The sequence below is a fragment of the Kitasatospora sp. NPDC086009 genome (assembly GCF_044540385.1).
GTDB lineage: Bacteria > Actinomycetota > Actinomycetes > Streptomycetales > Streptomycetaceae > Kitasatospora.
Genome location: NZ_JBITSA010000025.1, coordinates 58,556 through 84,214, shown reverse-complemented (window position 1 = coordinate 84,214; position 25,659 = coordinate 58,556). Strand labels below are relative to the sequence as shown.

The following is a 25,659-nucleotide window of genomic DNA, read 5'->3' as shown; positions in this document are numbered from 1 at the left end:
ACCCCAACCCCATGAGCGACACCACCACCATCCGCTGGGAGCAGGACCAGGACGGCGTGGTCACCCTCGTCCTCGACGATCCCACCCAGTCCGTGAACACCATGAACGAGGCCTTCACGGCCGACTTCGACGCCACCGTCGAGCGCCTCGCCGCCCTCGGCGACGACCTGCGCGGCGTCGTGGTCACCTCGGCGAAGAAGACCTTCTTCGCCGGTGGGGACCTCCGGATGCTGTCCGCCGCCCGCCCCGAGGACGCCGCCGCCGTCTTCGAGAAGTCGATGCGGATCAAGCGGGCGCTGCGCCGGCTGGAGACGCTCGGCAAGCCGGTGGTCGCCGCCCTCAACGGCAGCGCGCTCGGCGGCGGTCTGGAGATCGCCCTCGCCTGCCACCACCGGATCGCGCTGACCGCCCCGGCCAGCCGGATCGGCCTGCCCGAAGTCACCCTCGGCCTGCTGCCCGGTGGCGGCGGGATCGTTCGCACGGTGCGGCTCTTCGGCATCGCCGACGCCCTGCTGAAGGTGCTCCTTCAGGGCCGCCAGTACCGCCCGGAGCAGGCGCTCCAGCACGGCCTGCTCCACGAACTGGTGGACACCCCGGAGGAGTTGATTACCCGGGCGCGCGCCTGGATCGAGGCCAACCCGGCCGCCGTCCAGCCCTGGGACGTCAAGGGGTACCGGATCCCCGGCGGCACCCCGGCCACCCCGGCGCTGGCCGCCAACCTGCCGGCCTTCCCGTCCAACCTGCGCAAGCAGCTGGCCGGCGCGCCCTACCCGGCGCCGCGCAACGTGCTGGCGGCGGCGGTCGAGGGCGCCCAGGTGGACGTCGACACCGCGATGGTGATCGAGGCCCGCTACTTCACCGAGCTGGCCTGCGGGCAGACCAGCAAGAACATGATCCAGGCGCTCTTCTTCGACATGCAGGCGGTCAACTCCGGCGCCGGCCGGCCGCAGGGCGTCGAGAAGCGGACGGTGCGCAGGGTCGCCGTGCTCGGCGCGGGCATGATGGGCGCCGGGATCGCCTACACCTGTGCCAAGGCCGGCATCGAGGTGCTGCTGAAGGACGTCAGCACCGAGGCCGCCGAGCGCGGGAAGGCGTACTCCGCCGGCCTGCTGGACAAGGCGGTGGCGCGCGGCCGGGCCACCGAGGCGCAGCGCGAGGAGCTGCTCGCCCGGATCACCCCCACCGCCGAGGCCGCCGACCTGGCCGGCTGCGACGCCGTGATCGAGGCGGTCTTCGAGAACCCCGAGCTCAAGCGGAAGGTGTTCCAGGAGATCGAGGGCGTGGTGGCGCCGGACGCGCTGCTCTGCTCCAACACCTCCACCCTGCCGATCGGCCTGCTCGCCGAGGGCGTCGGGCGCACCGCCGACTTCATCGGCCTGCACTTCTTCTCGCCGGTCGACAAGATGCGGCTGGTGGAGATCATCCGCGGTCCGCAGACCGGCGACGAGGCGCTCGCCCGCGCCTTCGATCTGGTCCGGCAGATCGACCGGACGCCGATCGTGGTCAACGACTCGCGCGGCTTCTTCACCTCCCGGGTGATCGGCCAGTTCATCAACGAGGGCGTGGCGATGGTCGGCGAGGGCGTCGACCCGGCCACCGTCGAGCAGGCCGCCGCCCAGGCGGGCTACCCCGCCAAGGTGCTCTCGCTGCTGGACGAGCTGACGCTGACGCTGCCGCGCAAGATCCGCGACGAGTACCGGCGCGCGGTCGAGGAGGCCGGCGGCAGCTGGACCGCCCACCCGGCGGACGCGGTGGTGGACCGGATGGTCGACGAGTTCGGCCGCCCCGGCCGCAGCGGCGGCGCCGGCTTCTACGAGTACGGCGAGGACGGCCGGCGCGGCAGGCTCTGGCCGGGCCTGCGCGAGCACTTCACCTCGGCCGCGGGTGCGGCCGGGAGCGCCGTCCCCTTCGAGGACCTCAAGGAGCGGATGCTCTTCAGCGAGGCACTGGACTCGGTCCGGTGCCTGGAGGAGGGCGTGCTGACCTCGGTCGCCGACGCCAACGTGGGCTCCATCCTCGGCATCGGCTTCCCGGCCTGGACGGGCGGCGTCTTCCAGTACATCAACGGGTACGAGGGCGGCCCGGCGGGCTTCGCGGCCCGCGCCCGGGAACTCGCCGCCGCCTACGGCGAGCGGTTCGCGCCGCCGGCCCTGCTGGAGCGGGTCGCCGCCGAGGGCCGGACCTTCTCCGACTGACGACCGGTCGGTCAGCCGGGCGGGGCGGCGTCCTCCACGGAGCGCGCCGCCTCGCCCAGCTCCTCCCGCAGCGACCGCTGGAACGCGGTCACCAGGGCCTGCGCCACCATCGGCTGGATGTGGTCGGTGAGTTCCTTCATCCGCTCCAGCTCGGCCGGCGCGGGCTCGCTCTCCCGGTACGGCTTCCAGACCGTCTCGCGGAACAGCCGCTGCAACTCGTGCGCCGTCGCCCGGCTGTGCTCCAGCACCACCGCGCGCGCGGCCAGCAGGGTCTTCAGCGGGATCGGCACGTCCAGGATCCGCACCCCGAGCGGCAGCAGCCCCGGGTCCACCCGGAACACCTCCGGGTCGGGCGTTCGCTCCAGCGCGCCCATCGCCGCCAGCCGTTCCAGCTGCGCGGGCGAGAGTGCCCGCCCGGCCCGCCGCTCCAGCTGCCCGCGGCTCAGCTCCTCCGCCGTCTCCGGCGTCCAGGACGCCACCAGCGCCCGGTGGATGGCCAGGTCCAGCGGCGTGCTGTCCTGCGGCAGCCAGGCCAGGTAGCGCTCGATCGCCGCCAGCGTCAGGCCCTGCCGCTGCAGCTCCTCGATCAGCCCGAGCCGGTCCAGGTGCTCCGCCCCGTACCAGCCGACCCGGCGCGGCCCCAGCTCCGGTGGCGGCAGCAGCCCCTTCGTACCGTAGAACCGCACCGTGCGCACGGTCACTCCCGCCCGCGCCGCCAGCTCGTCCACCGTCAGCCGGATCTCGACACCCTCCCGCGCCCCCATCCGCCACCTCCGCCTCTGTTGCACCACTGCTGTGACAGCAGCAGTGTGACAGTGCCGGGCGACCCGGTCCACCGGCGGTGCCCGGCACGCCCCGGGCCCCGCCCGGCGCCGTCGGCGCGGGAGCGGGGCCCGGGGGGCGGTGTCCGCCGGTGCCGCCGAGTGGTCGGCGAGACCTGGGGTGGTGGGCGCGGGTGCAGCCCTACCCCTCGTTGCGGCCGAACCCGCCGGGGGTCAGCGCGAGCCGGCGTCGGCGAGGTCGGGGTGGTGGCGGCGGGTGACCTCGGGGTGGGCGCGGGTGTAGCCCTTCCACTCGTTGAGGCCGAACTCGGCGAAGAGCGGGTTGCCCGGGTCCTGGGTGGCGCCCGGGGCGTGGTGCGCGAGGGGGAAGTCGAGCGGCTCGATGTGGGCGTCGAGGCGCGGGTTGTAGAAGAACGGGATGGAGAAGCGCTCGCGGGCGCCGGCCGGGCTGACCACGCGGTGGTTGGTGGCCTTGAGGTAGCCGTCGGTGGCGACCTCCAGCAGCTCGCCCAGGTTGACCACGAAGGCGCCCTCCATCGGCGGCACCTCCAGGAAGCTGCCGTCCGCGCGCTCGACCTGGAGGCCGCCGACGGTGTCCTGGAGCAGGAGGGTGATGAAGCCGTAGTCCTTGTGCGCGCCGACGCCCTGGCCGGCGCCGTCGGGCGCGGTGCCGGGGTAGCGGACCAGCTTCAGCCGCAGGTGCGGGTGGCCGGCGAAGGCGTAGTCGTAGAAGTCGGGAGCGGCGCCGATCGAGGCGAGGAGTTCGTGCAGCAGCCGCTGGGCGACCGCGCCGAGGCGGTCGATCCAGCCGAGCGCGGCGGTCCGCAGCTCGGGGAGCGCGGTGGGCCACTGGTTCGGGCCCTCCAGCCACCAGTAGGGGGGCTCGCCCCGCTCCGGGACGTGCGGGGGCAGCTCGGCCCCGATGTCCAGCTGGTCCCGCCAGTCCTGGCTGCCGCCGGTGAGCTCGTGCCCGGTGCGGGTGTAACCGCGGAAGTGCGGGGAGTTGAGGTTGCTCACGGCGAGCCGGTCGGCCTCCGGCAGGGCGAAGAACGCCCGCATCGCGTCGATCAGGGCGGCCGTCTCGGCCGGGGTGACGCCGTGGCCGACGAGCTGGAAGAAGCCGACGCCGGTGGCCGCCTTCCGCAGGTCGTCGTGCAGGCGGAGCCGGTCGTCGGCGCTGCCGTCGGCGAGCGAGAGGTCGATCACCGGGAGGGCGTCCGCGGGGGCGGCGGAGGGGGTGCTGGAGGAGTGCTGCTGCGTCATGGGTGACATCCGCTGGGTCTCGTCCTGGCCTGTCCCGGTGATCGACCGGGGATGCCGGGGCCGCGCCTGGTGCGGCGGGTGCTCCGGGGGTCAGGAGGGGGGACGCGGCCGCCTGGGGCCGCGTAGGAGGGTGGGAGGCGCGAGGTTCAGCTGGAGCGTCGACAGGACATGCTCGTCACGCGGAGCAGGTCCACGTGGCGACGGCGAACGAGTATGAGCACCTCACCAGCCTAAATGACGGTCGCACCGCCGGGGGAGACCCCTGCACCGAGTTGATGACGTGGCCCTGACAAGGCTGTCCCGGCGCTCGCGCCACCGGTCAGACCCGTGCCGCCCGGGCCGCCTCCCGGAGGGAGGCGAGCAGCTGGGCGAGGGCGGGCTGTCCCCAGGCGGTGGTGCGGACGGCGGCGTGCACGGCGCGGACCGGCTCCGGGGCGCGGAGCCTGCGGACGGTCACACCGGGGTGGCGCCGGGCGAGGCCCAGGAGCGGGACCAGGGCCACCCCGAGCCCGGCCGCGACGAAGCCCTGGGCGGTCGGGTAGTCCTCGCTGTCCACCGCGAAGCCGGGGCGGAACCCGGCCTCGGCGCAGGCGTCCAGGACGGTGTCGAGGCAGGGACCGGTCCGCTCGCTGCCGACCCAGGGCTCACCGGCCAGGTCGGCCAGGTCGAGGACGCGCCTCGCACCGAGCCGGTGGCCCCTCGGCAGGACGGCGCGGTACGGGTCGTCGAGCAGGGGGACGAGGCGCAGCCCGGGGTGCTCGCCCCCGTGCGGCCGGACCACCACCGCCACATCCGCCCGCCCCCGCAGGACGTCCTCCAGCGGGTCCTCGGGGTCGGTCATCCCCAGGTCGAGCCGCACCCCCGGGTGCTCGCGGCGGAAGGCCGCGACGGCGGGCGCCACCAGGGCGGCTCCCGCCGTGGCGAAGTAGCGGACCGTCAGGGAGCCGCTGCGCCCGGCCAGCAGATCGGCGAGCGCCGTGCCGGCCTCGGCCACCTGCCGTTCGATGACGGCGGCGTGCTCGGCGAGCAGCCGTCCGGCGGCGGTCGGCCGCACGCCGCGCCCGGCGCGTTCGAGCAGCGCCGTCCCGGTCTGCTTCTCCAGCGCCGCCACCTGCTGGCTGACGGCGGACGGCGTGTAGCCGAGCGCGGTGGCGGCCGCGCTCACCGAGCCGCCGGTGACCACGGCGCGCAGCACCTGCAGACGTCGCACATCGAGCATGTAGTCCAGCTTAAACGTGCTGAAGAACTTTTCACTTGTCCTGTCGGGTCCGGGCGGGCAGCGTTCCTTCCGGTGCTTCCGGTGCTTCCGGTGCTCCCGGTGCTCCCGGTGCTCCCGGCGCTTCTGGCGCTCCCGGCGTTTCCGGTGCTCCCGGCCTCCCGGTCGGGAGGCCGACCGACGAAAGGCAGGTGTCCCGTGCTGCGGATGGCCGTGCTCGCCCTGCTCTGGGGATCGGGCTTCCTGTGGACCGAACTCGCGCTCCGGAACGGGCTGGCCCCGCTGCAGATCACCGTGCTGCGCTCCGCCCTCGGGGCCGCGGTGCTGCTGCTCCTCGCCCGCTCCGCCCGGCAGCGGCTGCCGCGCGGCGCCGCGGTCTGGCTCCGGCTCGCCGTGGCCGCCCTGTCCTGCAACGTGCTGCCCTTCTTCCTGGCCGCCCTGGGCATGCGGACCGTCGGCTCGGGGCCCGCCGGGGTGCTCAACGCGACGACCCCGCTCTGGTCGCTGCTGATCGGCCTGGCGCTCGGGACGGAACGCGGGTGGCACCCGAGGCGCCTCGGCGGTCTGCTGCTCGGCTTCGCGGGGGTGCTGGTGATCTTCTCGCCGTGGCAGGGCGACGCGGGGCCGGCGCACCAGCACGGCGGCGCCCCCGGCTGGGGCGTGCTCGCCCTGCTGGGCGCGGCCGCGAGCTACGCGGTGGCGTTCACCTACATGGGCCGCGTGCTCACCGGCACCGGTACCGCCCCGCTCGCCCTCTCCGCCGCCCAGCTCACCGTGGCGGCCGGGCTCGGCTCGCTGGCGCTGCCGGCCGCCGCCGGTGCCACCGACGGGTTCAACGTCCGGGCCCTCGCGGCGGTGACCGTGCTCGGGGTGCTCTCCACCGGGCTCACCTTCCACCTCAACTACCGGCTCATCGCCACCGAGGGCGCCACCGCGGCCGCCACCGTCGGCTACCTGCTGCCCGTCGTCTCCACCGGGCTCGGCGCGCTCGTGCTCGACGAACCGTTGAGCCCGAGGGGTGTCACGGGAATGGCCGTGGTGCTGGCCGGGGTCCTCCTGACCCGTCCGCGGCCGACCCGGGAACGGGCGGTCACGGCCGTCCCGGACGCCCGGGCGACCCCCGTGCCCGCTCTGCCCGCCGCGCCCGCCCTGCCCGCCGACCGGACGAACGGACCGGGAGCGCCGGATCACTCTGGCGGACACCCGGCTTCCGCACCCTGTTCACCGCCACCGCGCTCACCCGGCTCGGCACCGGCATCGGCCACGTCGCACTGCCCCTGACCGCCGTCACCGCCCACGGCGCGAGCGCCGGGCAGGTCAGGGCCGGGGTGGAGCCGGCGGCCGAAAAGGCTTGACCTCAAGTCGGCTTGAAGGTCAATCATGGTCATCATGAACACGAACACCACGGCCGTCGAGGCCGATGCCCGGATCGGTGCCGAGGCCGACACCGCCGTTGAGACCGAGGCCGTCGGGCAGGTCGTCGCCGCCCTCCAGTACGCCCAGGTCAACGAACTCGTGGAGGAGTTCGTCAGTCTCTTCCGCGAGGACGCGATCTGGACCACCGGCCACGGCAAGCGCCTCACCGGGCGGGACGAGATCGCCGCGTTCACCCGCACGGTGCTCCCGGGCGCCTTCCTCGGCTCCGGGAACACCGCCGAGTACGAGGTGGTGCACGTCCTCTTCGTCCGCCCCGACGTGGCCGCGGTCAAGGTCCGCCAGCGCTACCTCACCCTCGCCGGCGAACAGGTCGGCGAGGAGGGCAGCCCGCTGTACGTGATGGCCAAGGAGGACGGGCGCTGGCTCCTGACGGCCTGCCAGAACACCCTCGTCGTCCCCGAGTGAGGGCGCCGGTCCGGGGCGGATCGGGTGCGGCGGGCGGTCAGCCCCCGGCCGGGTCCGTGCCCCCGGTCGGCCCGGTCGCGGCGGGCGGGAAGGGGCAGCCGCCCCGGGGCGCGGCGCCGTCCCCGAAGGCGCCGTCCTCGAAGGTGCCGAGCTCGGCGATCCGGTACCCGCCCGGGTAGCTGCGCACCTGCCGGCCGTCGCGAGCCAGGCGCGGGGAGCGGCGCGGCGGCAGGAGGCGGACGAGCCGCCCGCGCAGCCGCATGCCGGAGCGGACGGCGTACCGGAGCGCGGCCGGGGGCCGGGAGTACCCGAAGGCCTCGCGCAGCGGATCGTCGAGCAGGCAGATCGAGGACACCCGCATCGAGGGCCGCAGCGGGGCCGGGTACCAGGAGGCCATCAGGCCGAGGGTGGCGTCGGAGACCTCCCGGCCGCCCCGGTCGTGGCCGAAGTGGGCGCGCTCGTAGCCGTCCAGCAGCCGCTCGAACGCGTCGTACGTCTCCGGGATGTCGCTCAGGCCCATGTGGCGGCCCAGTTCGCGGTAGTAGTTGGTGGTGGCCCGCACCTCGTGCTCGGAGTACGGGCGCCAGCCGTAGTCGTCCAGCCAGCGCTTGGGCACCACGACGAAGGTGGCGAGCACGTACAGGAAGTCCTCGTTGGAGATGTCGTACCGGTGGTGCATCCGGTTCATCCGCCGGATCGCCTCCCGGCCCTGCTCCGAGGCGAAGCCGTGCTCGACCACGGCCTCCAGGATCAGCACGGTGTCGTCGTAGCGCTTCTGCGCGCGGCGGGTGAACTCGCCGGTCCGCGCGAGCAGTCGGCCGATGCTCGGGACGGCGTAGGTGCGGTAGAGCGCGAAGCTGAGCGACTGGGTGGTGTCCCACGGGAACTCGTACCAGCTGCTGATCCGGTAGATCTCGGTGAACTCGGTCTCCGGCTCCATCCGCTGAATCGTCTTCAGCCAGTCGTATCGCTGCACGGGCCAGACCCTAGGGTCCCGGTCAGGGACAGGTCAACGCGGCCCCGCCGCGCCGCCGGCCACTCCGTGGCGCGCGTGGGCCTACGCTTCCCGGGGGCGGCGCGCCGGGTCGGCCGCCGGGGGAGGGGGAGACGGCATGCTCGAATGGCTTCTGGTGGTCCTGATTCCGGTCGGCCTCGTCGCCGTGGCCGGCCTCGCGTACTGGTGGTGGGCGAGAGCCGGCACCGAACGGCCCGTGGAGCACCACAGCTCCATGCCGAGCGAGTACCACGGCACGGACGGCGCGGGCTGAGGTCCGCTCGGGGGGTGGGGGTGTCAGGTGGGCTGGGCGGCCGTGCGGGCTGCTTGTTCGACCCGGGTGTGGTGCTCCTCCCACTGGGGGCGGTCGCCGGGGGCCATGTTCCCGTCTCCGTCGCGCAGGCCGGTGGTCCCGTCGAGCTGTTCCCGGACGATGTCCGCGTGGCCGGCGTGGCGTTGGATCTCCGCGATCATGTGGACGAGGGCTCGGTGGAGCGTCAGTTCGCTCCGGTTGCCGAAGGGCACCCGGCCGACGGCGTCCAGCGGGAGTGACCCGATCGTCGCGTCCGCGTGGACCCATGCCGCGCGGTACCGGTCGACGATCTGCTCCCGGGTCTCCTCGGGGGTCGCCCAGAGGTCGGCGTTCGGCTCGGCGTCGCCCGTGATCCACAGGGGCGTTCCGGCGAACGGCCGCCCGAAGGTGGCTCCGAAGTAGAGGGCCTCGGCGCCGGTCGCGTGCTTGACCAGCCCCAGCAGGTTGGTGCCGGTCGGCGTCATCGGGCGGCGGATGTCGTACTCCGACAGCCCGTCGAGCTTCCAGAGCAGGGCGTCCCGGGCGTCCTGCAGATAGATCTGAAGGTCCTTCTTGAAGTCCGGTCCGATCATGGGACCAGTCTGCCACCCCGCCTCCGACCGACGGGCGGTCAGCGCCGCGGCGGGGTCCGGCCGGGAGGCGTGGTCAGCGCGGTGGCGGCGGCGTCGAGGATGTTCCGGAACGTGCGGGTGATGACCGGCCGGGCGAACAGCCGGGTGAGCGGGCCGCCGAGCAGCGGGACGCCGACCTCGGCGCGGGTGGTCCACCGGACGTGGGTGCCGCCGTCGACCTCCGTGAAGGTCATCCGGCCGAGTTCGTGACGGGACGGCGGCAGGCTGCGGTCGACGACGTACTCGGTGGCGTACGGGGGGTCGTAGTGGGTGATGCGCTCGCTGAACCAGCCGATGAGCCACAGGTGGTTGCGGACGGCGCCGACGCCGTAGGGCGCCCCGCTGCCGCGCCGGGCGAGGCGGCAGCGCAGCACCAGCGGCGAGGCCGTGTAGTTGGTGGTCGTGGTGAGCCAGCGGAACACGTCGTCGATGGGGGCGTCGATGACGCGTTCGACGGTCATGGTTTCCATGGTGCGTCCTCCTCGGTCGAGCGGGTCGCTTCCTCGTGTGCCAGGGAGACGACGTGCACCGGCGGGATGTGACGCTCCATCAGTGTGACTGCGGTCACGCCCGGTTGGCGAAGGCGTCGGTCGCGGAGCCGGGCTCGCGAAGGCGGCGAGGCGGACACCTCGCCGCCCGTCGGGTGCGCGGGTGTCCGCCTCGTTGGTGACCCCGGTCCGGGCCGGATCCGGCCGCTCCGGGCGGTGCTCCCGCTCAGGCGAACTGGCCGGGCCGGTAGTCGCCGGCGGGCATCTGGAGCATGACGTTCCCGCGGTTGAAGGCGTTGATGACGGTGATCACTCCGACCAGGGCGCCGAGCTGGTCCTCGTCGTAGTGCTGGGCGGCGTTCGCCCAGACCCGGTCGGAGACGCCACCGGCCGCATCGGCGATGCGGGTGGCCTCCTCGGCGAGTTCCAGGGCGGCGCGCTCGGCCTCGGTGAACACCGTGGCCTCGCGCCAGGCCGCGACCAGGTTGAGGCGCTCCGGGGACTCTCCGGCGTGCACGGCGTCCTTGAAGTGCATGTCGGTGCAGAAGCCGCAGCCGTTGATCTGGCTGGCGCGGAGCTTCACCAGCTCCTGCGTCGCGGCCGGCAGGGTCGAGCCTTCGAGCACCTTGCCCGCGGCGATGATGTGCTTGAAGACCTTGCCCAGGACCGGGTTGGTGAAGGGGTTCAGGCGTGCTTCCATGACGCGCTCCAAAGTCGGTGTCCGGCGGCTTGCACTCCTTTGACGAGGTAGCCCGGCGAGTTGTGACACGGCCGTTCCGTGAGGTGCCCGGACCCCGCCGTGCCGGGAGGGCGGCGCCCGCGCCGCGACGGGGCACCCGTGCCGACCTGGGCGATCACCCCCGGGGCGGTCCGCGGCGTCCGGGGCCGTACGGGGTGGCCCCCGAGCGGCGGGCGACACGGAGAGTGACCGTTGGGGTGGACCAAGCAGACTTGAATCTTTGCGAACGAATGTTCGATCCTGGGGGCGTGCCCGTTTTCGAATCTGTTTTCGAATCCACCGCCGAGCGGCAGCCGCTCCGCCCGGTGGTGTCCGCGGCTGCCCTCGGTGCCGCTACCGGCACCGAGGCGGTCGACGGTCGGCGCGGGCTGCTGCCGGTGCTGCCCGCGCTGGGGGCGGTGCTGCCGGAGGGCGGGCTCCGGCGGGGGACGACGGTGTCGGTGGGGGCCGGGGACACCGGGCTGCTGCTCGCGCTGGCCGCCGGGGCACGCGGGTCGGACGGCGGCTGGGCGGCCGCGGTCGGACTGCCCGATCTCGGGCTCGCCGCGGCCGCCGGGTACGGGCTGGACCTGCGGCGGCTACTGGTGGCGGACGACCCCGGGCCGCACTGGGCCGAGGTGGTGTCGGTGCTGGCCGGGGCGGTCGAGCTGATCATGCTGCGTCCGGACGGGCCGGTGGCACCCAAGCCGGCCGCCCGGCTGGCAGCCGTGCTGCGGCGCAGTGGCTGCGTGCTGCTGGTGGCCGGGCCGTGGCCGGGGGCGGGGCTGCGGCTGGAGGTGCGCTCCGGCCGCTGGTTCGGGCTGGGTGACGGGCACGGCCAGCTCACCGGGCGGCAGGTGGAGGTGGCGGTGGAGGGGCGTGGCTCGGCGGTGCGCGGGCGCACCGCCCGGCTCTGGCTGCCGGACGAGCACGGCGAGGTGCGGGCGGTGGCCGAGGCCGCCGAGGCGGGGGAGGACGTGACGTCGGGGGTCGGGGCGGGCCTCGACCGAATGGCGGTGGTGTGAGATGACCGGCGGCGGAGCGTCCGGAGCGTCCGGAGCGTCCGGAGCGTCCGGAGCATCCGGAACGCCCGGAACGCCCGGAACACCTGCGGCAGCCGGGACCCCCGGGACGCCGCGGGTGCTGGTGGTCTGGTGCCCGGACTGGCCGGTGGTGGCCGTCGAAGGGAGCGCGGACGGCGGCGGCGACGTCCCGGTGGCGGTGGTCGCCGGCGGGCGGGTCCTGGCCTGCTCGGAGGCGGCGCGGTCGGCCGGTGTGCGGCAGGGGCAGCGGCTCAAGCTGGCCCAGCGGCTCTGCCCCGCGCTGGAGCTGCGGGAGCGGGACCCGGAGGCGGAGACCCGGCGGTTCGAGCCGGTGGTCGCGGCGGTCGAGGCGTTCACGCCCCGGGTGGAGGTGCTGCGCCCGGGGCTGTGCGCGATCCCGATGAAGGGCCCGAGCCGGTACTTCGGCGGCGAGGAGGCGCTGACGGCGAAGGTGCAGCGGGCGGTGGCGGCCGCCCTGGCCGGTGCGGCGGACCGGGGCGAGGAGGCCCCGGAGGTTCGGGCCGGGCAGGCCCATCCCGCGGACGCCGAGCACGCCGGGCCCGCCGGACGGGCGCACCCGCCGGAGCCCGGGGCCGCCGACGCCCCCGGGTGGACGCGCCCGGCGGAGGCCGAGCGCGCGGCGGCGCGGCGCCGCGCCGAGGCGGTGGACGGCCTGTTCGCCGCGGCGCCCGCGGCCCGGGACGGCGCACCGGGCGGGTTCGCCCGGCCGCCCGAGCCGCCCGCCGGCCCGGATTCCGGGCCGGACACCGAGGCGCGCCCCGGGGAGGCGGACGCGGTGCCGCCGGCCCGGATCGGGGTCGCCGACGGCCTGTTCGCCGCCGTGCTGGCAGCCCGGGCGGGGGTGCTGGTGCCGGCCGGCCGGACGGCGGAGTTCCTCGCCCCCTATCCGGTGGCCGCGCTCGGCGACGAGGGGCTGGCGGAGCTGCTGGACCGGCTCGGCCTGCCCACCGTCGGGGCGTTCGCCGCGCTGCCCGCCGAGGCGGTCGCGGACCGCTTCGGCCCGGCGGGCACGGCCGCCCACCGGCTGGCCCGGGGGCTGCAGCCGCGCCCGCTGGTACCGCGGATGGAGGGGCCGGACCTCTCCGTCGAGCAGTGCTTCGACCCGCCGGAGGCGCTCGCCGAACCGCTGGTGTTCGTCGCCCGCACCCTGGCCGAGCAGTTGCACCAGCGGCTCGCCGGGGCGGGTCTGACCTGCCAGCGGGTCGCCGTCGAGGTGGCCTGCGCGGACGGGCGGACCGTCTCGCGGCTCTGGCGGCACGAGGGCCGGCTGTCGGCGGCGGCGCTCGCCGAGCGCGTCCGCTGGCAGCTCCAGGCCTGGCAGGGCGCGGGGACGTTCGCCGTGCCGGACGGCGGGCCGTCGCACGACGCGGGGTTCACCGCCCTGCGGCTCGTACCCGACGACCTCTCGCCCGACCAGGGCCGGCAGCTGGCGCTCTGGGGGCAGGCGGTCGCGGACGACCGGGTGGAGCGGGCGGTGGCCCGGGTCCAGGCGGTGCTCGGGCACGCCGGGCTGCGCCGGATCGAACCGGCCGGCGGGCGGGGACCGGGCGAGCAGGTGGTCCGGGTGCCGTGGGGCGAGCCGTACGACCCGGCGGCGCCGGCCGACGCGCCCTGGCCGGGGCGGCTGCGGGACGTCTGGCCGGCCGTGGTGCACCGCGCCCCGGTGCCGGTCGCGGTGCTGGACACGGCCGGGCGGCCGGTGGACGTGGACGGCCGGGCGGGGGTGTCGGCCCGGCCGGCCCGGATCGCGGTGCGCGGTCGGGACCTGGTGGTCGACGGCTGGACCGGGCCCTGGCCGGCGGTCGAGTACTGGTGGGACCAGGCGCGCGCCCGCCGCCGGGCACGCTTCCAGGTCACGGTGGCGGACGGGCGGGCGCTGCTGCTCACGGTGGAGAACGGCGAGTGGTTCCTGGAGGCCGGTTACGACTGACGGAGCACGGCGGCGGAGCACGGGCGGCGGAGCGCCGGGACGGTGCGGCGGGGACGGAGCACGGCAGGGAGAGATCGGCGAGGAGAGGCCGGCGGGAGCACGGCAGGGGGGCAGGACACGAGCGAGAGACCGAAGGCGACAACCCCCGATGGGATTCACCAGCCACCCCGCGCTCCCCTGGAGCGAGCTGCACCGACGCCTGGCCGGCGGCCGGCCGGGCCCGACCGCCGGCCAGGTGGTGCCGATCCGCCGCCGGGCCGAGGACCGCGGCCCCGGGCCGGCCGGGCCGACCGGCGATCCGGCCTGGGCGGAACTGCACGTCCACTCGGCCTTCAGCTTCCTCGACGGTGCCAGCGACCCCGAGGAGCTGGTCGCGGAGGCCGCCCGGCTGGGCGTCGAGGTGCTCGCGCTCACCGACCACGACGGCCTCTACGGCGCGGTCCGCTTCGCCGAGGCGGCCCGCGAGGCGGGCGTCGGCACGGTGTTCGGCGCCGAGTTGACGCTGCGCCGCGACCAGGAGGTGGAGCACCTGCTCGTCCTGGCCCGCGACCCGGCCGGCTACCGCCGGCTCTCCGCGGCGATCGGCGCCGCCCAGCTGGCGGGCGGGGCCAAGGGCCGTCCGGCGTACGACTTCGCCGCGCTCGCCGACGCGCACGACGGCCACTGGGCGGTGCTCACCGGCTGCCGCCTCGGCCGGGTCCCGGCCGCCCTGGCCGCCGGAGCCGCCGCATCCGCTCCCGGCGCCGGAGCCGCCGAGTCCGCCCTGGCCGCCGGAGCCGCCGGGGGCGGGGCCCGCGCGGACACCTCCCGGGGCGTCGACGGGGCCGAGCGCCGGCTGCGCACCCTCACCGAGGCGTTCGGCCGCGAGAACGTCCACGTCGAGCTGATCGACCAGTGGCTGCCCGGCGACGACCTGCGCAACGACGCCCTCGCCGCGCTGGCGGCCCGGCTCGGCCTCCCCGTCGTCGCCTCCACCAACGCGCACCACGCGGGCCCGGCCCAGGGCCGGCTGGCCCAGAGCCTGGCCGCCCTGCACGAGCGCCGGACGCTCCAGGACGCGGCGGGCTGGACGCAGGCGGCCGGCACCGCGCACCTGCGCTCGGGCCGCGAGATGGCGGCCCGGCTGGCCCGCTTCCCGGGGGTGCGGCAGGCCACCGTCGACCTGGCCCGGGCCTGCGCGTTCGACTTCACCCGGCTCGACCCGGAGCTGCCCGGCTTCCCCGTCCCGCCCGGCCACACCGAGATCAGCCATCTGCGCGCGCTGGTCGCCGCCGGCGGCCCGGCCCGCTTCGGGCCCGGGAACGCGGCCGCCCGCCGGCAGCTCGGCAAGGAACTGGACGTCATCGAGGACCTGGAGCTGGCCGGGTACTTCCTGATCGTCCACGACATCGTCGACTTCTGCCGCCGGGAGTCCATCTGGTGCCAGGGCCGGGGTTCGGCGGCCAACTCGGCGGTCTGCTACGCGCTCGGCATCACCGCCGTCGACCCGATCCACTACCGGCTGCTGTTCGAACGCTTTCTCTCCGTCGCCCGGGACGGCCCGCCCGACATCGACCTGGACATCGAGCACCGCCGCCGCGAGGAGGTCATCCAGTACGTCTACCGCCGCTACGGGCGCGAGCACGCCGCCCAGGTCGCCAACGTGATCACCTACCGGCCCCGGCTGGCGCTGCGCGACGCGGCCCGGGTGCTCGGCTACCCGCAGGGGCAGGTGGACGCCTTCAGCCGGCAGAGCGACTTCCGCTCCGCGCCCGGTCCGGACGCCGTCATCCCCGCCGACGTGCTCGCCCTGGCCGGTCAACTGCACGGCCTGCCGCGCCACCTGGGCATCCACTCGGGCGGCATGGTGCTCACCAGGGAGCCGATCGCCGAGATCTGCCCGACCGAGTGGGCCCGGATGCCGGGGCGGTCGGTGCTGCAGTGGGACAAGGACTCCACGGCCGGTGCCGGACTGGTCAAGATCGACCTGCTGGGCCTCGGCATGCTCTCCGCCCTGCACGACACCTGCGACCTGATCGCCGAACACCACGGCGCGCACTACGACCTGGCGACCATCCCGGTCGACGACGCGGGCGTGTACGCGATGCTGCGCCGGGCCGACACGGTCGGTGTCTTCCAGGTCGAGTCGCGCGCCCAGATGGCGACCCTGCCGCGGCTCAAGCCGGACCACTTCTACGACCTGGTGGTCGAGGTGGCGCTGATCCGTCCGGGCCCGATCCAGGGCGGCTCGGTCCATCCGTACCTGCGCCGCCGGGCCGGGGTCGAACCGGCCGGCTGCCCGCACCCGTTGATGGAGAACGCGCTCGGCAAGACCCTCGGGGTGCCGCTGTTCCAGGAACAGATGATGCAACTGGCCATCGACTGCGCCGGGTTCACCCCCGCCGAGGCGGACCGGCTGCGCCAGGCGATGGGCTCCAAGCGCTCGCACGAGCGGGTCGCCCGGCTGCGCGAGCGGCTGCTGGGCGGCATGGCCGAACGCGGCATCCCGCCGGAGACCGCCGAGGACGTCTACGTCAAGATCGAGGCGTTCTCCAACTACGGCTTCCCGGAGAGCCACGCGATCAGCTTCGCCCACCTGGTGTACGCGAGCGCCTGGCTCAAGTACCACTACCCGGCCGCCTTCACCTGTGCGCTGCTCGCCAACCAGCCGATGGGCTTCTACGCGCCGCTCAGCCTGATCTCGGACGCCCGGCGGCACGGCGTACGGGTGCGCGGGGTGGACGTCAACGCCAGCGGGGCCCGGCCGACCCTGGAGCCGTACCGGGGGCCGACCCCGGAGCCGCCGCTCACCGCCGGCAAACCGCAGGCGGCCATCCGGCTCGGGCTGGACACCGTGCGCGGGGTCGGCACCCCGCAGGCCGAGGCGATCGCGGCCGGGCAGCCGTACGCCGACCTGGAGGACTTCGCGCGGCGCACGGGCCTGCCCGCGCCGGTCCTGGAGGCCCTCGCCGCGGCGGGCGCGTTCGGCTGCTTCGGGCTGGGCCGGCGTCAGGCGCTCTGGGCCGCCGGGGCGTTCGCCGGAGTGTCGACGGCGCTGATCCCCGGTACCACGCCCGGCACCGAGGCCCCGCCGCTGCCCGAGATGACCCCGGTGGAGGAGACCATCGCCGACCTCTGGGCCACCGGGGCCTCCGCCACCAGCCACCCCGTCCAGCACCTGCGCGCGCACCTGGAGCGCGGCGGCGCACTGACCGCCGCCCAGCTGCCGGGGGTGGAACCCGGCTCGGCGGTGGTGGTCGGCGGACTGGTGACGCACCGTCAGCGGCCGCCGACGGCGGGCGGTGTGCTGTTCCTCAGCCTGGAGGACGAGACCGGCCTGATCAACGTGATCTGCAGCCGCCCGGTCTGGGAGTCCCAGCGCCGCACCGCCCTGGACCGGGCCGGCCTGCTGGTGCACGGCCACGTCGAACGGGACCGCGGGGCCACCAACCTGGTCGCCACCCGGCTCACCCCGCTGCGCCTGGGCGCCTGACCCGGGGGGCGCCGGTGACGGCTGGCCGGTCAGCCGTCCGACACCGGCCCGGTGGCGCCGTCCGGAGCCGCCGCGGGCTGCGGGTGCAGGATCTCGCGGGCCTGCTCGGCGGACCGGGCGATGCTCTCGGAGACGAAGTCGAGGAAGCGGGCGATGTTTTCGAGGCGGGCGCCGGCCGGCGTGCCGGCGTCGAGCACGCCGACACCCTGGCGTGCGGTCTCGGCGATCTGGGCGGTGGAGCGGGCGCTGGCGATCATCGACTGGTACCAGATGTCGTTGTCGACGAGGTAGCGCTCGCGGCGGCGCTCGTCGCGCTCCCGGCGGACGAAGCCCTGGGCGTCGAGGAACGTGATCGCCTTGGAGACGGAGGCCGGGCTGACCTGGAGGCGCTGGACGAGTTCGGACGCGGTGAGGCTGCCCGAGTCGGTGAGGCAGAGGCAGGCCATCACCCGGGCCATCATCTGGGGCATGCCCGACTGCAGCATCGCGGTGGTGAACACCTCCTCGTACGCGCGCACCGCGTCGGCGTCGCGGCCGTGCTCCTGCGGGACGGCGGCGGGGTCCCGGGGCGCCGCCTGCCGGCGGCGGGCGCGGTGCCCGGTGGCGCGCTGGGCCAGGTCGGCGCGGTAGCCGGTGGGGCCGCCGTTGCGCATCACCTCGCGCGTGATCGTCGAGGTCGGGCGGTCGAGCCGCCTGGCGATCTCGGCGTAGGGGAGGCCGTCGGCCAGCCCGAGCGCGATCTGCTGGCGTTCCTGCTGGGTGAGCCTGCCTCCGGGCATCGCGGTCTCCTTCGGGGTGGGTAGTGCGCCGAGCATAGCGTTCACTCTCAATCCATTGCAACGAGTGGATAGCGGCTCGTTGCATTAGGCGCGAAACCATTGCAATGAAATCACCGCAACTACCTGCGACGATGGGATTCTGACGCAACGAACGTGTTGCCAGCATCGTGAATGCAACGTAGCTTTTCCCTCATCGGAAACGACGGGCCGACCGAGTGCCCGCCGCCGCAGAAGGAGAAGAACGATGCAGAAGTTCGCCACCACCACCCCGATCGCCGCCGTCCTCGACATCCCCGCCGGCAGCGTCCGGCTGATCGCCGCCGACCGCAGCGACACCACCGTCGAGGTCCTCCCCGCGAACGCCGCCAAGGGCGCCGACGTGAAGGCCGCCGAGCGGATCACGGTCGAGTACACCGACGGCGTCCTGCGGATCACGGCCGCCCCGGCCGCCAACCGCCTCCTCGGCCAGTCCGGCGCCGTCGAGGTCACCGTCCAGCTCCCCGCCGGCTCCCGGATCCAGGCGAAGACGGCCGCCGCCGACCTGCGGGGCGTCGGACGCCTGGGCGACGTCACCCTCGACGGCGCCCAGGGCTCGGTCAAGCTCGACGAGACCGCGAACGCCCACCTCACCCTCCTCGCGGGCGACATCACCGTCGGCCGGCTCAACGGCTCCGCACAGCTCAGCACCCGCAAGGGCGACCTGCGGATCACCGAGGCCACCGGCGGCACCCTCGACCTGCGCACCGACGCCGGCGCCATCGAGATCGGCGCCGCCCGCGGGGTCTGCGCGACCCTCGACGCCGGCACCGCCCACGGCCGGATCCACAACACCCTCCAGAACACCGCCGGCACCGACGCCGCACTCACCATCCGCGCCACCACCTCCCACGGCGACATCACCGCCCGCAGCCTCTGAACCGCCCGCAGCCCCCGAACCGCCCACAGCCCCCGAACCGCTCACAGCCCCCGAACCGCCCGCAGCCTCTGAACCGCTCACAGCCCCCGCACCACTGTTCGCAGCCTCTGAAGGAGCACCTCTCATGACCGACCTGGCCATCGCGGCGAACGGGCTGCGCAAGTCCTACGGCGACAAGAGCGTCCTCGCCGGGATCGACCTCGCCGTCCCCGAAGGAACGGTGTTCTCCCTGCTCGGCCCGAACGGGGCCGGCAAGACCACCGTCGTCAAGATCCTCTCGACCCTGATCGGGGCCGACGGCGGACAGGCCCGGGTGGCGGGCCACGACATCGCCACCGCGCCGCAGGCGGTGCGCGCCGCGATCGGTGTCACCGGGCAGTTCTCCGCCGTCGACGGCCTGATCACCGGCGAGGAGAACATGCTCCTGATGGCCGACCTGCACCACCTCTCCAAGCGCGAGGGCCGCCGGGTCGCCGCCGAACTCCTGGAACGCTTCGACCTGGTGGAGGCGGCCGGAAAGCCCGCCTCCACCTACTCCGGCGGCATGAAGCGCCGGCTGGACATCGCCATGACGCTGGTCGGCGGCCCGCGGGTCATCTTCCTCGACGAGCCGACCACCGGCCTCGACCCGCGCTCGCGCCACACCATGTGGCAGATCATCCGCGAACTCGTCACCGGCGGCGTGACCGTCTTCCTCACCACCCAGTACCTGGAGGAGGCCGACCAACTCGCCGACCGCATCGCGGTCCTGAACGACGGCCGGATCGCCGCCGAAGGCACCGCCGACGAGCTGAAGCGACTCATCCCCGGCGGCCACGTGCGGCTGCGCTTCGCCGATCCGGCGGCCTACCGGTCCGCCGCCCTCGCCCTGCACGACGTCACCCGCGACGACGAGGCCCTGGCTCTGCAGATCCCCAGCGACGGCAGCCAGCGCGACCTGCGCGCCGTCCTCGACCGGCTGGACGCCACCGGCATCGAGGCCGACGAACTCACCGTCCACACCCCCGACCTCGACGACGTGTTCTTCGCCCTGACCGGCTCCAGCGTGCCCGCCCAGAACAACCAGTCCAAGGAGACCGTCCGATGAGCACCTTCACCCTCGCCGCCCGTGACTCGGCCACCATGCTGCGCCGCAACCTGCTGCACGCCCGGCGCTACCCGTCACTCACCCTGAACCTGCTGCTCACCCCGGTCATGCTGCTGCTGCTCTTCGTCTACATCTTCGGCAACACGATGAGCGCCGGCATCGGCGGCGGCGACCGCTCCGCCTACATCGCCTACCTCGTCCCCGGCATCCTGCTGATGACCATCGGCAGCACCGTCATCGGGGCCGCGGTGTCCGTCTCCACCGACATGTCCGAGGGCATCATCGCCCGCTTCCGCACCATGGCGATCCACCGCGGGTCGGTGCTCGTCGGGCACGTCGTGGGCGGCGTGCTGCAGTCGGTCGCCAGCGTGGTCCTGGTCGGCGCGGTCGCCGTGGCCATCGGCTTCCGCTCCACGGACGCCACCGCCCTGGAGTGGCTGGCGGCCTTCGGGCTGCTCGTCCTCTTCGCCCTGGCGCTCACCTGGATCGCGGTCGGGATGGGCATGGCCAGCCCGAACGCCGAGGCGGCCAGCAACAGCGCGATGCCGCTGATCCTGCTGCCGCTCATCTCCAGCGCCTTCACCCCCGTCGACGCGATGCCGGGCTGGTTCCAGCCGATCGCCCAGTACCAGCCGTTCACGCCGGCCATCGAGACCCTGCGCGGCCTGCTGCTCGGCAGCGGGATCGGCTACAACGGCTGGCTCGCCGTCGCCTGGTGCCTGGCGCTCACCGCGCTCGGCTACTTCTGGTCGACCTCGACGTTCAACCGTGACCCGAAGTAACCGGGACGACGGTGCGGGTCGCCTCCCGCACCTCGCCCCGTCCCAGGGCGGCGTACCGACACCGGGTGTCGGCCTGCGCCGCCCTGCCGGCGTTCCCGCCCGCGGTCGTGCGGAGCGCCTTCCCCGGGCCGTCCGGACGACGGTTCGTGTCATGATCGTCCGCATGAACCCGACGCCGCCGAACGGAATCCGTCGAATCGCGCCGCCGGCCCGGGCGGCGCTGCTGCTCGTGGGGGCGGCCCTGCTGGCGGGGTGCGGCAGCACGCAGGTGTCGGGCGCGGGCGGGGGAGCCCCGGGGCCCGTGGGTGCGACCGGCGGCAGGACCTCCGCGAAGGCCACCGCCCCGGACACTCCCAGCTCGGCGGCCCTCCCCACACCGACGCCGGTGCCGGCGCCGACCTGTTCCCCGGAGGGCGTCTCGCTGGCCGCGGAGGAGGCGAACGCCGCCATGGGCCTGCGGGTGATGGCGATCCGCCTGACCAACTGCGGAGCCGCCCCCTACACGCTGAACGGTCGACCGGGGGTCCGCGTCCTCGACGCCGACCGTGCGCCGCTCGACATCGCCGTGCAGAAGGGTTCGGCCGGCATCGCGACCCTGGAGGGCTTCGACGCGGCGCCGACGGCGGTGACGCTCCGGCCCGGTGAGTACGCGGCGTTCCAACTGGTCTGGCGCAACACCGTCACCTCGGGGACGAAGGGGGCCGACAACGGGCGCTTCCTGGAGATCGCCCCGCTGCCCGGCCGCCCCCCGGTCGTCGTCCCGGCCTACCTCGATCTCGGCACCACCGGCCGGCTGGGCATCTCCGCCTGGGCCGAGGCCACCGCGGCCGCCCGGCTGGGGAACGACCGCCCGGGAGCCCCGCCCGCCCGGTAGCCGAGCCCGGCTCGGCGCGTCGGGGCGCCGGTGGTCGGGGCGCCGGTGGTCGGGGCACCGGTCGCCCGGGTACCGGCGCGGCGCAGTCGTGGGGGCGCCTGCGCCGCGCCGGGGCTGGAGGGGGAGCGGCGGGCTCAGAAGGCGGGGGCGTCGTTCAGCTCGACGATCCGCAGATCGCCCAGGCGCACGGTGTACCAGACCTCCTGGCCGCTGCCGCCGCCCCAGTACTCGGTGAAGCGGACCGAGGCGAAGCCGTGCTCCTCCCCGACCTGCTGCACGGACCACTCCGACGGCACGTTCTGGGCGCGGAACACCGGGTCGGCCCCGTGCTCGGAGGCCCAGGCGTCCAGCCGGACGTTCAGGTGCGGGGCGAGGAAGCGCTCACGGACGGCGCGCGGCGTCTCGCCGCTCTGGTGGAGCACCGCCCTGCCGTACTCCTCCACGAAGGTGACCACCCGGTGGGCGGCGGCCGTCCCGGCCCGGGCCTCCGCCCGGGAGGAGCCGGGCACGTCGGTGGGCCGGGCGAAGGCCGCCTGGGCGGAGCCGGCCGGCCCACCGATCGCGAGCAGGCCGACGAAGGCGGCTCCGGCCAGAACGGTACGCAGGGCGTCAGCGCGAATCATGGGGGAATTTCACCATTCGTCGACGAACTCCGTATATCGCCGAAAGGAGTGGTTTGGCCGCCCACCGTTGTTATTTGACGACTAATCACCCAGTGCCCCGGTGGGCGGGGGCCTGGTCGTCAGCTCAGCTGTTCGGCCAGCGCGAGGATGATGCCGCTCGGCCCGCGGAGGTAGCAGAGCAGGTAGCTGTCCTCGAAGCGCGTCACTTCGCCGACGAGTTCGGCGCCGTGAGGGCGGAGGCGGGCGAGGGTGTCCGCGAGGTCGTCGACGGCGAACATCACGCGGTGCAGGCCCCGTGTGTTCGCCGGGGTGATCTCCGGCTCGGGGGTGATCGCCTCCGGGTTGTGGTACTTCGCCAGTTCGAGCCGGCCCGGGGCGCCCGGGATCCGCATCATCGCGATCTCGCTCCGCATGCCGTCGAGCCCGACGACCGCGCCCGCCCAGCGTCCTTCGATCGGCATCCGGCCTTCCAGCTCCATGCCGAGTTCGAGGAAGAAGGCGACGGCGGCGTCGAGGTCGTCGACGACGATGCCGACGTTGTCCATGCGCTGAATGGTCATGCGGCCCAGGGTAGGGGCCGGGTACGACGACGCCGGTTCGGCGGGCCCGTCGCACCCGCCCGTCTCACCCGCCCGCCGGGCGTCCCTTGCCCGGGTTCCCGGCGAAGGCCTGGGCGATCGGCAGCCAGGCCGCGGCCGTCGGGCCGGTGGCGCTCAGGGCGAGGTCGTCCCGGTGGCGGCGCTGGGTCACCAGCAGGCAGAAGTCCAGGGCCGGCCCGCTCACCCGGTCCGCCGCGTCCTCCGGGCCCCAGCCCCACAAGTCGCCGTCCGGCGCCGTCAGTTCGACCCGGACCGGGGTCTGCGGCGTCGGCAGCCCGTGCAGGGTGAAGGCGAATCCCATGGTCCGTACGCCCAGGTGGGCGATGTGCCGCAGCCGCGCGGTCGGCTCGCGGACCGCGCCCAGGGTGTCCGCGACGTCCTGCCCGTGCGCCCAGGTCTCCATCAGCCGGGCGGTCGCCATCGACGGGGCCTTCATCGGCGGCCCGAACCACGGGAGCCGGAGGCCGTCCGGGGCCTCGGCCAGCGCCGACCGGAGCCGTTCCCGGCCGGCCCGCCAGCGCGTCAGCAGCGCGTGCGGCTCCTCCGCCGCGCCGCGCGCCGCGCCCTCGTCGACGGGGTCCGCCCCGGCGGCCAGCAGCTCGCCGAAGACCCGGCCGGACTCGGCGACGAAGGCCTCCGGATCGCGGGCGGAGAGCGTGGTCCAGTGGTCCGTCCAGGCCAGGTGGGCGATCTGGTGCGCGATCGTCCACCCCGGCGCGGGGGTGTCCGTCGCCCACTGCTCGGGCGCCAGCGGGGCCACCAGGTCGTCCAGGGCCTCGCTCTCGGCCCGCAGGTCGTCGAGCAGGCCGGTCAGCACAGCTGCGGCCGCCGGGGCCGTACCGTCCGTCGTCATGGGCGTCCTCGTCTCCTCGGTAGTGACTCACCGGTAACCCGCGCCCGCACCCTACGCCGTGCCCGCGGCCGCCACCCGCAACTCCACGGAACCCGCCGGTCGGGACGCCCATGGGCGCACCGGAAGGGGGCGCCGGGTGCCGGGCCGGGAGCCCGGCACCCGGCCCGGACCGGTCAGTTGACCTGCCGGTCGCGCTCGACCCAGTAGGGCTCGCGGAGCCGGAACTTCTGCAGCTTCCCGGTGGTGGTGCGCGGCAGGGTGTCCCGGAACTCCACCGAGGTGGGCGACTTGTAGCCGGCCAGCCGCTGCTTGCAGTGCGCGATGAGGTCGGCCTCCAGGACGTCGTACCCGGGCTTGAGCACGACCAGGGCCTTGACCGTCTCGCCCCACTTCTCGTCCGGCACGCCGATCACCGCGACCTCGCCGACCGCCGGGTGGTCGTAGAGGCAGTCCTCCACCTCGATCGAGGAGACGTTCTCCCCGCCGCTGATGATGACGTCCTTCTTCCGGTCCGAGATGGTCAGGTAGCCGTCGGTGAGGGTGCCGCCGTCCCCGGTGTGGAACCAGCCGTCCCGGACCGCCTCCGCCGTCTCCTTCGGCTGCTGCCAGTAGCCGTCCATCACGACGTTGGCGCGGACGAGCACCTCGCCCTGGCCGTCGACCCGCACCTGGTTGCCGAGGGCCGGCGCGCCCGCCTGTACCAGCTTCTCCGCGCGCTCACCGGCGGGCAGTTCGTCCCACTCGGCGCGCGAGCGGTTCACCGTGACCACCGGCGAGGTCTCGGTCAGGCCGTAGATCTGCATGAACTCCCAGCCGAGTTCGGCCTCGACCCGCTGCACCACGGAGGTCGGCGGCGGCGCGCCGGCCACGATCATCCGCACCTTGTCCCGGCCGGGGACGGGGCCGTCCCAGTCGGCGGCCGCGTCCAGCACCATCTGGACCACCGCGGGCGCGCCGCTCAGGAAGGTCACCCCGTGCCGCTCGACCCGGCGCAGGATCTCGGCGCCGTCCACCTTGCGCAGCACGATGTGCCGCGCGCCCAGCCCGGTGAGGGCGAACGGCAGGCCCCAGCCGTTGGCGTGGAACATCGGCAGGGTGTGCAGGTAGACATCCCGGTCACCGGCACCGAAGTGCAGACCCATCAGCACGGAGTTCAGCCAGATGTTGCGGTGGGTGAGCTGGACGCCCTTGGGGCGGGCGGTGGTTCCGCTGGTGTAGTTGATGGTCGCGGTGTCGTTCTCGCCGATCTCGTAGCGGCGCGGCGCGCGGTCGAAGTCGTACAGCCGGGCGTCGCTGTCCGTGCCGAGCACGAAGGTGTGCCGGGCGCGGACGCCGGCCAGCGGCTCGGCGAGTTCGGGGTCGACCAGCAGCACGGAGGCGCCGCTCTGCTCGACGATGTACGAGACCTCCTCGGCCCGCAGCCGGAAGTTCACCGGTACCAGGACCCGGCCGTGTCCGCTCACGCCGTAGAGCGAGGTCATCAGCCGGGCCGAGTTGTGCGACACGATCGCGACCCGTTCGCCCGGCCCGACGCCCAGCCGGTCCAGGCCGGCCGCCTGCGCCCGGGCCAGCTCGGCGACCCGGCGGTAGGTGAGCTCGCCCCAGGATTCGGCGGGTTGCGCCGGCTCGTCGACGATGCCGACCCGGTCGCCGTAGACCAGCTCGGCCCGGTCGAGGAAGTCCATCACGGTGAGTGGAATCTGCATGCGCCCACTTTCCTCCGCCGACCGCCCGCTGCACACCCCTGATCAAGGGTGTCACCCGGACGGGCCGGGAGTGTCAGCGCCCGCCGCCCGTCACCGTCAGCGGTCGCCCGCCACCACCGGCGCCCCGCCGCCGGCCACCGTCAGCGGTCGCCCGCCACCACCGGCGCCGCCTCGTCGCCGGCCGCCGCCAGCGCGGCGAGCAGCCGGTCCCGGGCCTCGGTCTGGGCGGCGATCCGGCGCTCCAGGACGGCGAGCCGGTTCCGGGCGATCCGCAGCGCGCCGGCCGAGGGTCGCGCGGCCAGCATGTCGCCGTCCAGGCAGGACAGGAAAGGCCGGACGTCCTCCAGGGTGAACCCGGCCGCGAGCAGGCCGCGGATGTTGCGGACCCGGACGGCCGCCGAGTCCTCGTACACCCGGTAGCCGTTGGCCGCGCGGGAGGACGCGATCAGCCCGGCCTGCTCGTAGTGCCGCAGGGCCCGCGCCGTGCTGCCGGTCACCCGGGCCAGTTCGCCGATCCGCACCGCTGCCCCGCCCCTTCCCGGACGGCACCGC

The 25,659-nt window shown here is 74.7% G+C and carries 24 protein-coding genes; 11 read left to right on the top strand and 13 right to left on the bottom strand.

Annotated elements, in window-relative coordinates; genetic code table 11:
* Positions 1-11: 11 nt before the first annotated feature.
* Positions 12-2,195: a 3-hydroxyacyl-CoA dehydrogenase NAD-binding domain-containing protein gene (locus ACIF6L_RS35510; RefSeq protein ID WP_396491706.1), complete on the top strand. Its 2,184-nt coding sequence runs from the start codon at positions 12-14 to the stop codon at positions 2,193-2,195.
* A gap of 11 nt (positions 2,196-2,206) precedes the next feature.
* Here the strand turns inward: ACIF6L_RS35510 and ACIF6L_RS35505 are convergent, their stop codons facing one another.
* The 3 genes from ACIF6L_RS35505 to ACIF6L_RS35495 form a co-directional block, all read right to left on the bottom strand.
* The gene (locus ACIF6L_RS35505) at positions 2,207-2,959 is read right to left on the bottom strand and encodes a MerR family transcriptional regulator (RefSeq protein WP_396491705.1); all 753 of its coding nucleotides are present in this window, start codon (positions 2,957-2,959) and stop codon (positions 2,207-2,209) included.
* A gap of 231 nt (positions 2,960-3,190) precedes the next feature.
* Positions 3,191-4,240, bottom strand: coding sequence for an isopenicillin N synthase family dioxygenase (locus ACIF6L_RS35500; RefSeq protein WP_396491704.1), 1,050 nt, complete (start codon positions 4,238-4,240; stop codon positions 3,191-3,193).
* A gap of 319 nt (positions 4,241-4,559) precedes the next feature.
* Complete coding sequence (locus ACIF6L_RS35495) at positions 4,560-5,459, bottom strand: LysR substrate-binding domain-containing protein (RefSeq protein WP_396491703.1); 900 nt, start codon at positions 5,457-5,459, stop codon at positions 4,560-4,562.
* 204 nt (positions 5,460-5,663) lie between these two features.
* Here ACIF6L_RS35495 and ACIF6L_RS35490 point away from each other — a divergent pair, with 204 nt between their 5' ends.
* Positions 5,664-6,737 (top strand): DMT family transporter, encoded by a 1,074-nt coding sequence (locus ACIF6L_RS35490; RefSeq protein WP_396491714.1) that lies wholly within the window; start codon positions 5,664-5,666, stop codon positions 6,735-6,737.
* Positions 6,738-6,845: 108 nt separating this feature from the next.
* Positions 6,846-7,298, top strand: coding sequence for an SgcJ/EcaC family oxidoreductase (locus tag ACIF6L_RS35485; protein ID WP_396491702.1), 453 nt, complete (start codon positions 6,846-6,848; stop codon positions 7,296-7,298).
* A gap of 37 nt (positions 7,299-7,335) precedes the next feature.
* On the opposite strand, the gene ACIF6L_RS35480 is transcribed toward ACIF6L_RS35485, so the two are convergent.
* Positions 7,336-8,274, bottom strand: coding sequence for an oxygenase MpaB family protein (locus ACIF6L_RS35480; RefSeq protein WP_396491701.1), 939 nt, complete (start codon positions 8,272-8,274; stop codon positions 7,336-7,338).
* A gap of 136 nt (positions 8,275-8,410) precedes the next feature.
* On the opposite strand from ACIF6L_RS35480, the gene ACIF6L_RS35475 reads away from it, so the two are divergent.
* On the top strand, positions 8,411-8,566 hold the full coding sequence (locus tag ACIF6L_RS35475; RefSeq protein WP_396491700.1) for a hypothetical protein: 156 nt from the start codon (positions 8,411-8,413) through the stop codon (positions 8,564-8,566).
* Positions 8,567-8,589: 23 nt separating this feature from the next.
* Here the strand turns inward: ACIF6L_RS35475 and ACIF6L_RS35470 are convergent, their stop codons facing one another.
* The 3 genes from ACIF6L_RS35470 to ACIF6L_RS35460 form a co-directional block, all read right to left on the bottom strand.
* Positions 8,590-9,177 carry a DinB family protein gene (locus tag ACIF6L_RS35470; protein ID WP_396491699.1) on the bottom strand — a complete coding sequence of 196 codons (588 nt, stop codon included), beginning with the start codon at positions 9,175-9,177 and terminating at the stop codon, positions 8,590-8,592.
* 38 nt (positions 9,178-9,215) lie between these two features.
* Positions 9,216-9,686: an SRPBCC family protein gene (locus ACIF6L_RS35465; RefSeq protein WP_396491698.1), complete on the bottom strand. Its 471-nt coding sequence runs from the start codon at positions 9,684-9,686 to the stop codon at positions 9,216-9,218.
* Between the two features lie 244 nt (positions 9,687-9,930).
* A complete protein-coding gene (locus ACIF6L_RS35460) occupies positions 9,931-10,404 on the bottom strand; it encodes a carboxymuconolactone decarboxylase family protein (RefSeq protein WP_396491697.1) in 474 nt (157 codons plus the stop codon).
* 287 nt (positions 10,405-10,691) lie between these two features.
* Here ACIF6L_RS35460 and ACIF6L_RS35455 point away from each other — a divergent pair, with 287 nt between their 5' ends.
* From ACIF6L_RS35455 to ACIF6L_RS35445, 3 genes are all read left to right on the top strand, one after another.
* A complete protein-coding gene (locus tag ACIF6L_RS35455; RefSeq protein WP_359810686.1) occupies positions 10,692-11,447 on the top strand; it encodes a hypothetical protein in 756 nt (251 codons plus the stop codon).
* Positions 11,448-11,562: 115 nt separating this feature from the next.
* Complete coding sequence (locus ACIF6L_RS35450) at positions 11,563-13,416, top strand: DNA polymerase Y family protein (RefSeq protein WP_396491696.1); 1,854 nt, start codon at positions 11,563-11,565, stop codon at positions 13,414-13,416.
* A gap of 148 nt (positions 13,417-13,564) precedes the next feature.
* The gene (locus ACIF6L_RS35445; RefSeq protein ID WP_396491695.1) at positions 13,565-16,888 is read left to right on the top strand and encodes an error-prone DNA polymerase; all 3,324 of its coding nucleotides are present in this window, start codon (positions 13,565-13,567) and stop codon (positions 16,886-16,888) included.
* Between the two features lie 29 nt (positions 16,889-16,917).
* Here the strand turns inward: ACIF6L_RS35445 and ACIF6L_RS35440 are convergent, their stop codons facing one another.
* Positions 16,918-17,667, bottom strand: coding sequence for a helix-turn-helix domain-containing protein (locus ACIF6L_RS35440; RefSeq protein WP_359810694.1), 750 nt, complete (start codon positions 17,665-17,667; stop codon positions 16,918-16,920).
* Positions 17,668-17,911: 244 nt separating this feature from the next.
* Between ACIF6L_RS35440 and ACIF6L_RS35435 the strand changes: the two genes are divergently transcribed.
* The 4 genes from ACIF6L_RS35435 to ACIF6L_RS35420 all read left to right on the top strand — a co-directional run bounded on the left by ACIF6L_RS35435 (position 17,912) and on the right by ACIF6L_RS35420 (position 21,326).
* On the top strand, positions 17,912-18,583 hold the full coding sequence (locus ACIF6L_RS35435) for a DUF4097 family beta strand repeat-containing protein (RefSeq protein WP_396491694.1): 672 nt from the start codon (positions 17,912-17,914) through the stop codon (positions 18,581-18,583).
* Positions 18,584-18,707: 124 nt separating this feature from the next.
* Positions 18,708-19,670 carry an ATP-binding cassette domain-containing protein gene (locus ACIF6L_RS35430; protein WP_329487038.1) on the top strand — a complete coding sequence of 321 codons (963 nt, stop codon included), beginning with the start codon at positions 18,708-18,710 and terminating at the stop codon, positions 19,668-19,670.
* Entirely contained in the window at positions 19,667-20,452 is a 786-nt protein-coding gene (locus ACIF6L_RS35425; RefSeq protein WP_329487037.1) for an ABC transporter permease, read from the top strand. The genes ACIF6L_RS35430 and ACIF6L_RS35425 overlap by 4 nt, the downstream gene beginning before the upstream one ends.
* Positions 20,453-20,603: 151 nt before the next feature.
* Positions 20,604-21,326, top strand: a complete 723-nt coding sequence (locus ACIF6L_RS35420; RefSeq protein WP_396491693.1) for a DUF4232 domain-containing protein — start codon at positions 20,604-20,606, stop codon at positions 21,324-21,326.
* 134 nt (positions 21,327-21,460) lie between these two features.
* Here the strand turns inward: ACIF6L_RS35420 and ACIF6L_RS35415 are convergent, their stop codons facing one another.
* From ACIF6L_RS35415 to ACIF6L_RS35395, 5 genes are all read right to left on the bottom strand, one after another.
* Positions 21,461-21,949 carry a hypothetical protein gene (locus tag ACIF6L_RS35415; RefSeq protein WP_396491692.1) on the bottom strand — a complete coding sequence of 163 codons (489 nt, stop codon included), beginning with the start codon at positions 21,947-21,949 and terminating at the stop codon, positions 21,461-21,463.
* 119 nt (positions 21,950-22,068) lie between these two features.
* Positions 22,069-22,509: a VOC family protein gene (locus ACIF6L_RS35410; protein WP_396491691.1), complete on the bottom strand. Its 441-nt coding sequence runs from the start codon at positions 22,507-22,509 to the stop codon at positions 22,069-22,071.
* 64 nt (positions 22,510-22,573) lie between these two features.
* Positions 22,574-23,401 (bottom strand): TIGR03084 family metal-binding protein, encoded by an 828-nt coding sequence (locus ACIF6L_RS35405; protein WP_396491690.1) that lies wholly within the window; start codon positions 23,399-23,401, stop codon positions 22,574-22,576.
* Between the two features lie 173 nt (positions 23,402-23,574).
* Positions 23,575-25,107, bottom strand: coding sequence for an AMP-binding protein (locus tag ACIF6L_RS35400; protein WP_396491689.1), 1,533 nt, complete (start codon positions 25,105-25,107; stop codon positions 23,575-23,577).
* A gap of 140 nt (positions 25,108-25,247) precedes the next feature.
* Positions 25,248-25,628: a MerR family transcriptional regulator gene (locus ACIF6L_RS35395; protein ID WP_396491688.1), complete on the bottom strand. Its 381-nt coding sequence runs from the start codon at positions 25,626-25,628 to the stop codon at positions 25,248-25,250.
* Positions 25,629-25,659 lie beyond the last annotated feature (31 nt).

What these genes read in the sequence shown, in the direction of transcription:
- ACIF6L_RS35430 (WP_329487038.1), top strand. Translation starts at nt 18,708, where the DNA reads ATGACCGACCTGGCCATCGCGGCGAACGGGCTGCGCAAGTCCTACGGC.
- ACIF6L_RS35425 (WP_329487037.1), top strand. Translation starts at nt 19,667, where the DNA reads ATGAGCACCTTCACCCTCGCCGCCCGTGACTCGGCCACCATGCTGCGC.
- ACIF6L_RS35435 (WP_396491694.1), top strand. Translation starts at nt 17,912, where the DNA reads ATGCAGAAGTTCGCCACCACCACCCCGATCGCCGCCGTCCTCGACATC.
- ACIF6L_RS35470 (WP_396491699.1), bottom strand. Translation starts at nt 9,177, where the DNA reads ATGATCGGACCGGACTTCAAGAAGGACCTTCAGATCTATCTGCAGGAC.
- ACIF6L_RS35410 (WP_396491691.1), bottom strand. Translation starts at nt 22,509, where the DNA reads ATGACCATTCAGCGCATGGACAACGTCGGCATCGTCGTCGACGACCTC.
- ACIF6L_RS35440 (WP_359810694.1), bottom strand. Translation starts at nt 17,667, where the DNA reads ATGCCCGGAGGCAGGCTCACCCAGCAGGAACGCCAGCAGATCGCGCTC.
- ACIF6L_RS35465 (WP_396491698.1), bottom strand. Translation starts at nt 9,686, where the DNA reads ATGGAAACCATGACCGTCGAACGCGTCATCGACGCCCCCATCGACGAC.
- ACIF6L_RS35475 (WP_396491700.1), top strand. Translation starts at nt 8,411, where the DNA reads ATGCTCGAATGGCTTCTGGTGGTCCTGATTCCGGTCGGCCTCGTCGCC.
- ACIF6L_RS35415 (WP_396491692.1), bottom strand. Translation starts at nt 21,949, where the DNA reads ATGATTCGCGCTGACGCCCTGCGTACCGTTCTGGCCGGAGCCGCCTTC.
- ACIF6L_RS35500 (WP_396491704.1), bottom strand. Translation starts at nt 4,240, where the DNA reads ATGACGCAGCAGCACTCCTCCAGCACCCCCTCCGCCGCCCCCGCGGAC.
- ACIF6L_RS35490 (WP_396491714.1), top strand. Translation starts at nt 5,664, where the DNA reads ATGGCCGTGCTCGCCCTGCTCTGGGGATCGGGCTTCCTGTGGACCGAA.
- ACIF6L_RS35485 (WP_396491702.1), top strand. Translation starts at nt 6,846, where the DNA reads ATGAACACGAACACCACGGCCGTCGAGGCCGATGCCCGGATCGGTGCC.
- ACIF6L_RS35505 (WP_396491705.1), bottom strand. Translation starts at nt 2,959, where the DNA reads ATGGGGGCGCGGGAGGGTGTCGAGATCCGGCTGACGGTGGACGAGCTG.
- ACIF6L_RS35445 (WP_396491695.1), top strand. Translation starts at nt 13,565, where the DNA reads ATGGGATTCACCAGCCACCCCGCGCTCCCCTGGAGCGAGCTGCACCGA.
- ACIF6L_RS35400 (WP_396491689.1), bottom strand. Translation starts at nt 25,107, where the DNA reads ATGCAGATTCCACTCACCGTGATGGACTTCCTCGACCGGGCCGAGCTG.
- ACIF6L_RS35405 (WP_396491690.1), bottom strand. Translation starts at nt 23,401, where the DNA reads ATGACGACGGACGGTACGGCCCCGGCGGCCGCAGCTGTGCTGACCGGC.
- ACIF6L_RS35495 (WP_396491703.1), bottom strand. Translation starts at nt 5,459, where the DNA reads ATGCTCGATGTGCGACGTCTGCAGGTGCTGCGCGCCGTGGTCACCGGC.
- ACIF6L_RS35420 (WP_396491693.1), top strand. Translation starts at nt 20,604, where the DNA reads ATGATCGTCCGCATGAACCCGACGCCGCCGAACGGAATCCGTCGAATC.
- ACIF6L_RS35460 (WP_396491697.1), bottom strand. Translation starts at nt 10,404, where the DNA reads ATGGAAGCACGCCTGAACCCCTTCACCAACCCGGTCCTGGGCAAGGTC.
- ACIF6L_RS35510 (WP_396491706.1), top strand. Translation starts at nt 12, where the DNA reads ATGAGCGACACCACCACCATCCGCTGGGAGCAGGACCAGGACGGCGTG.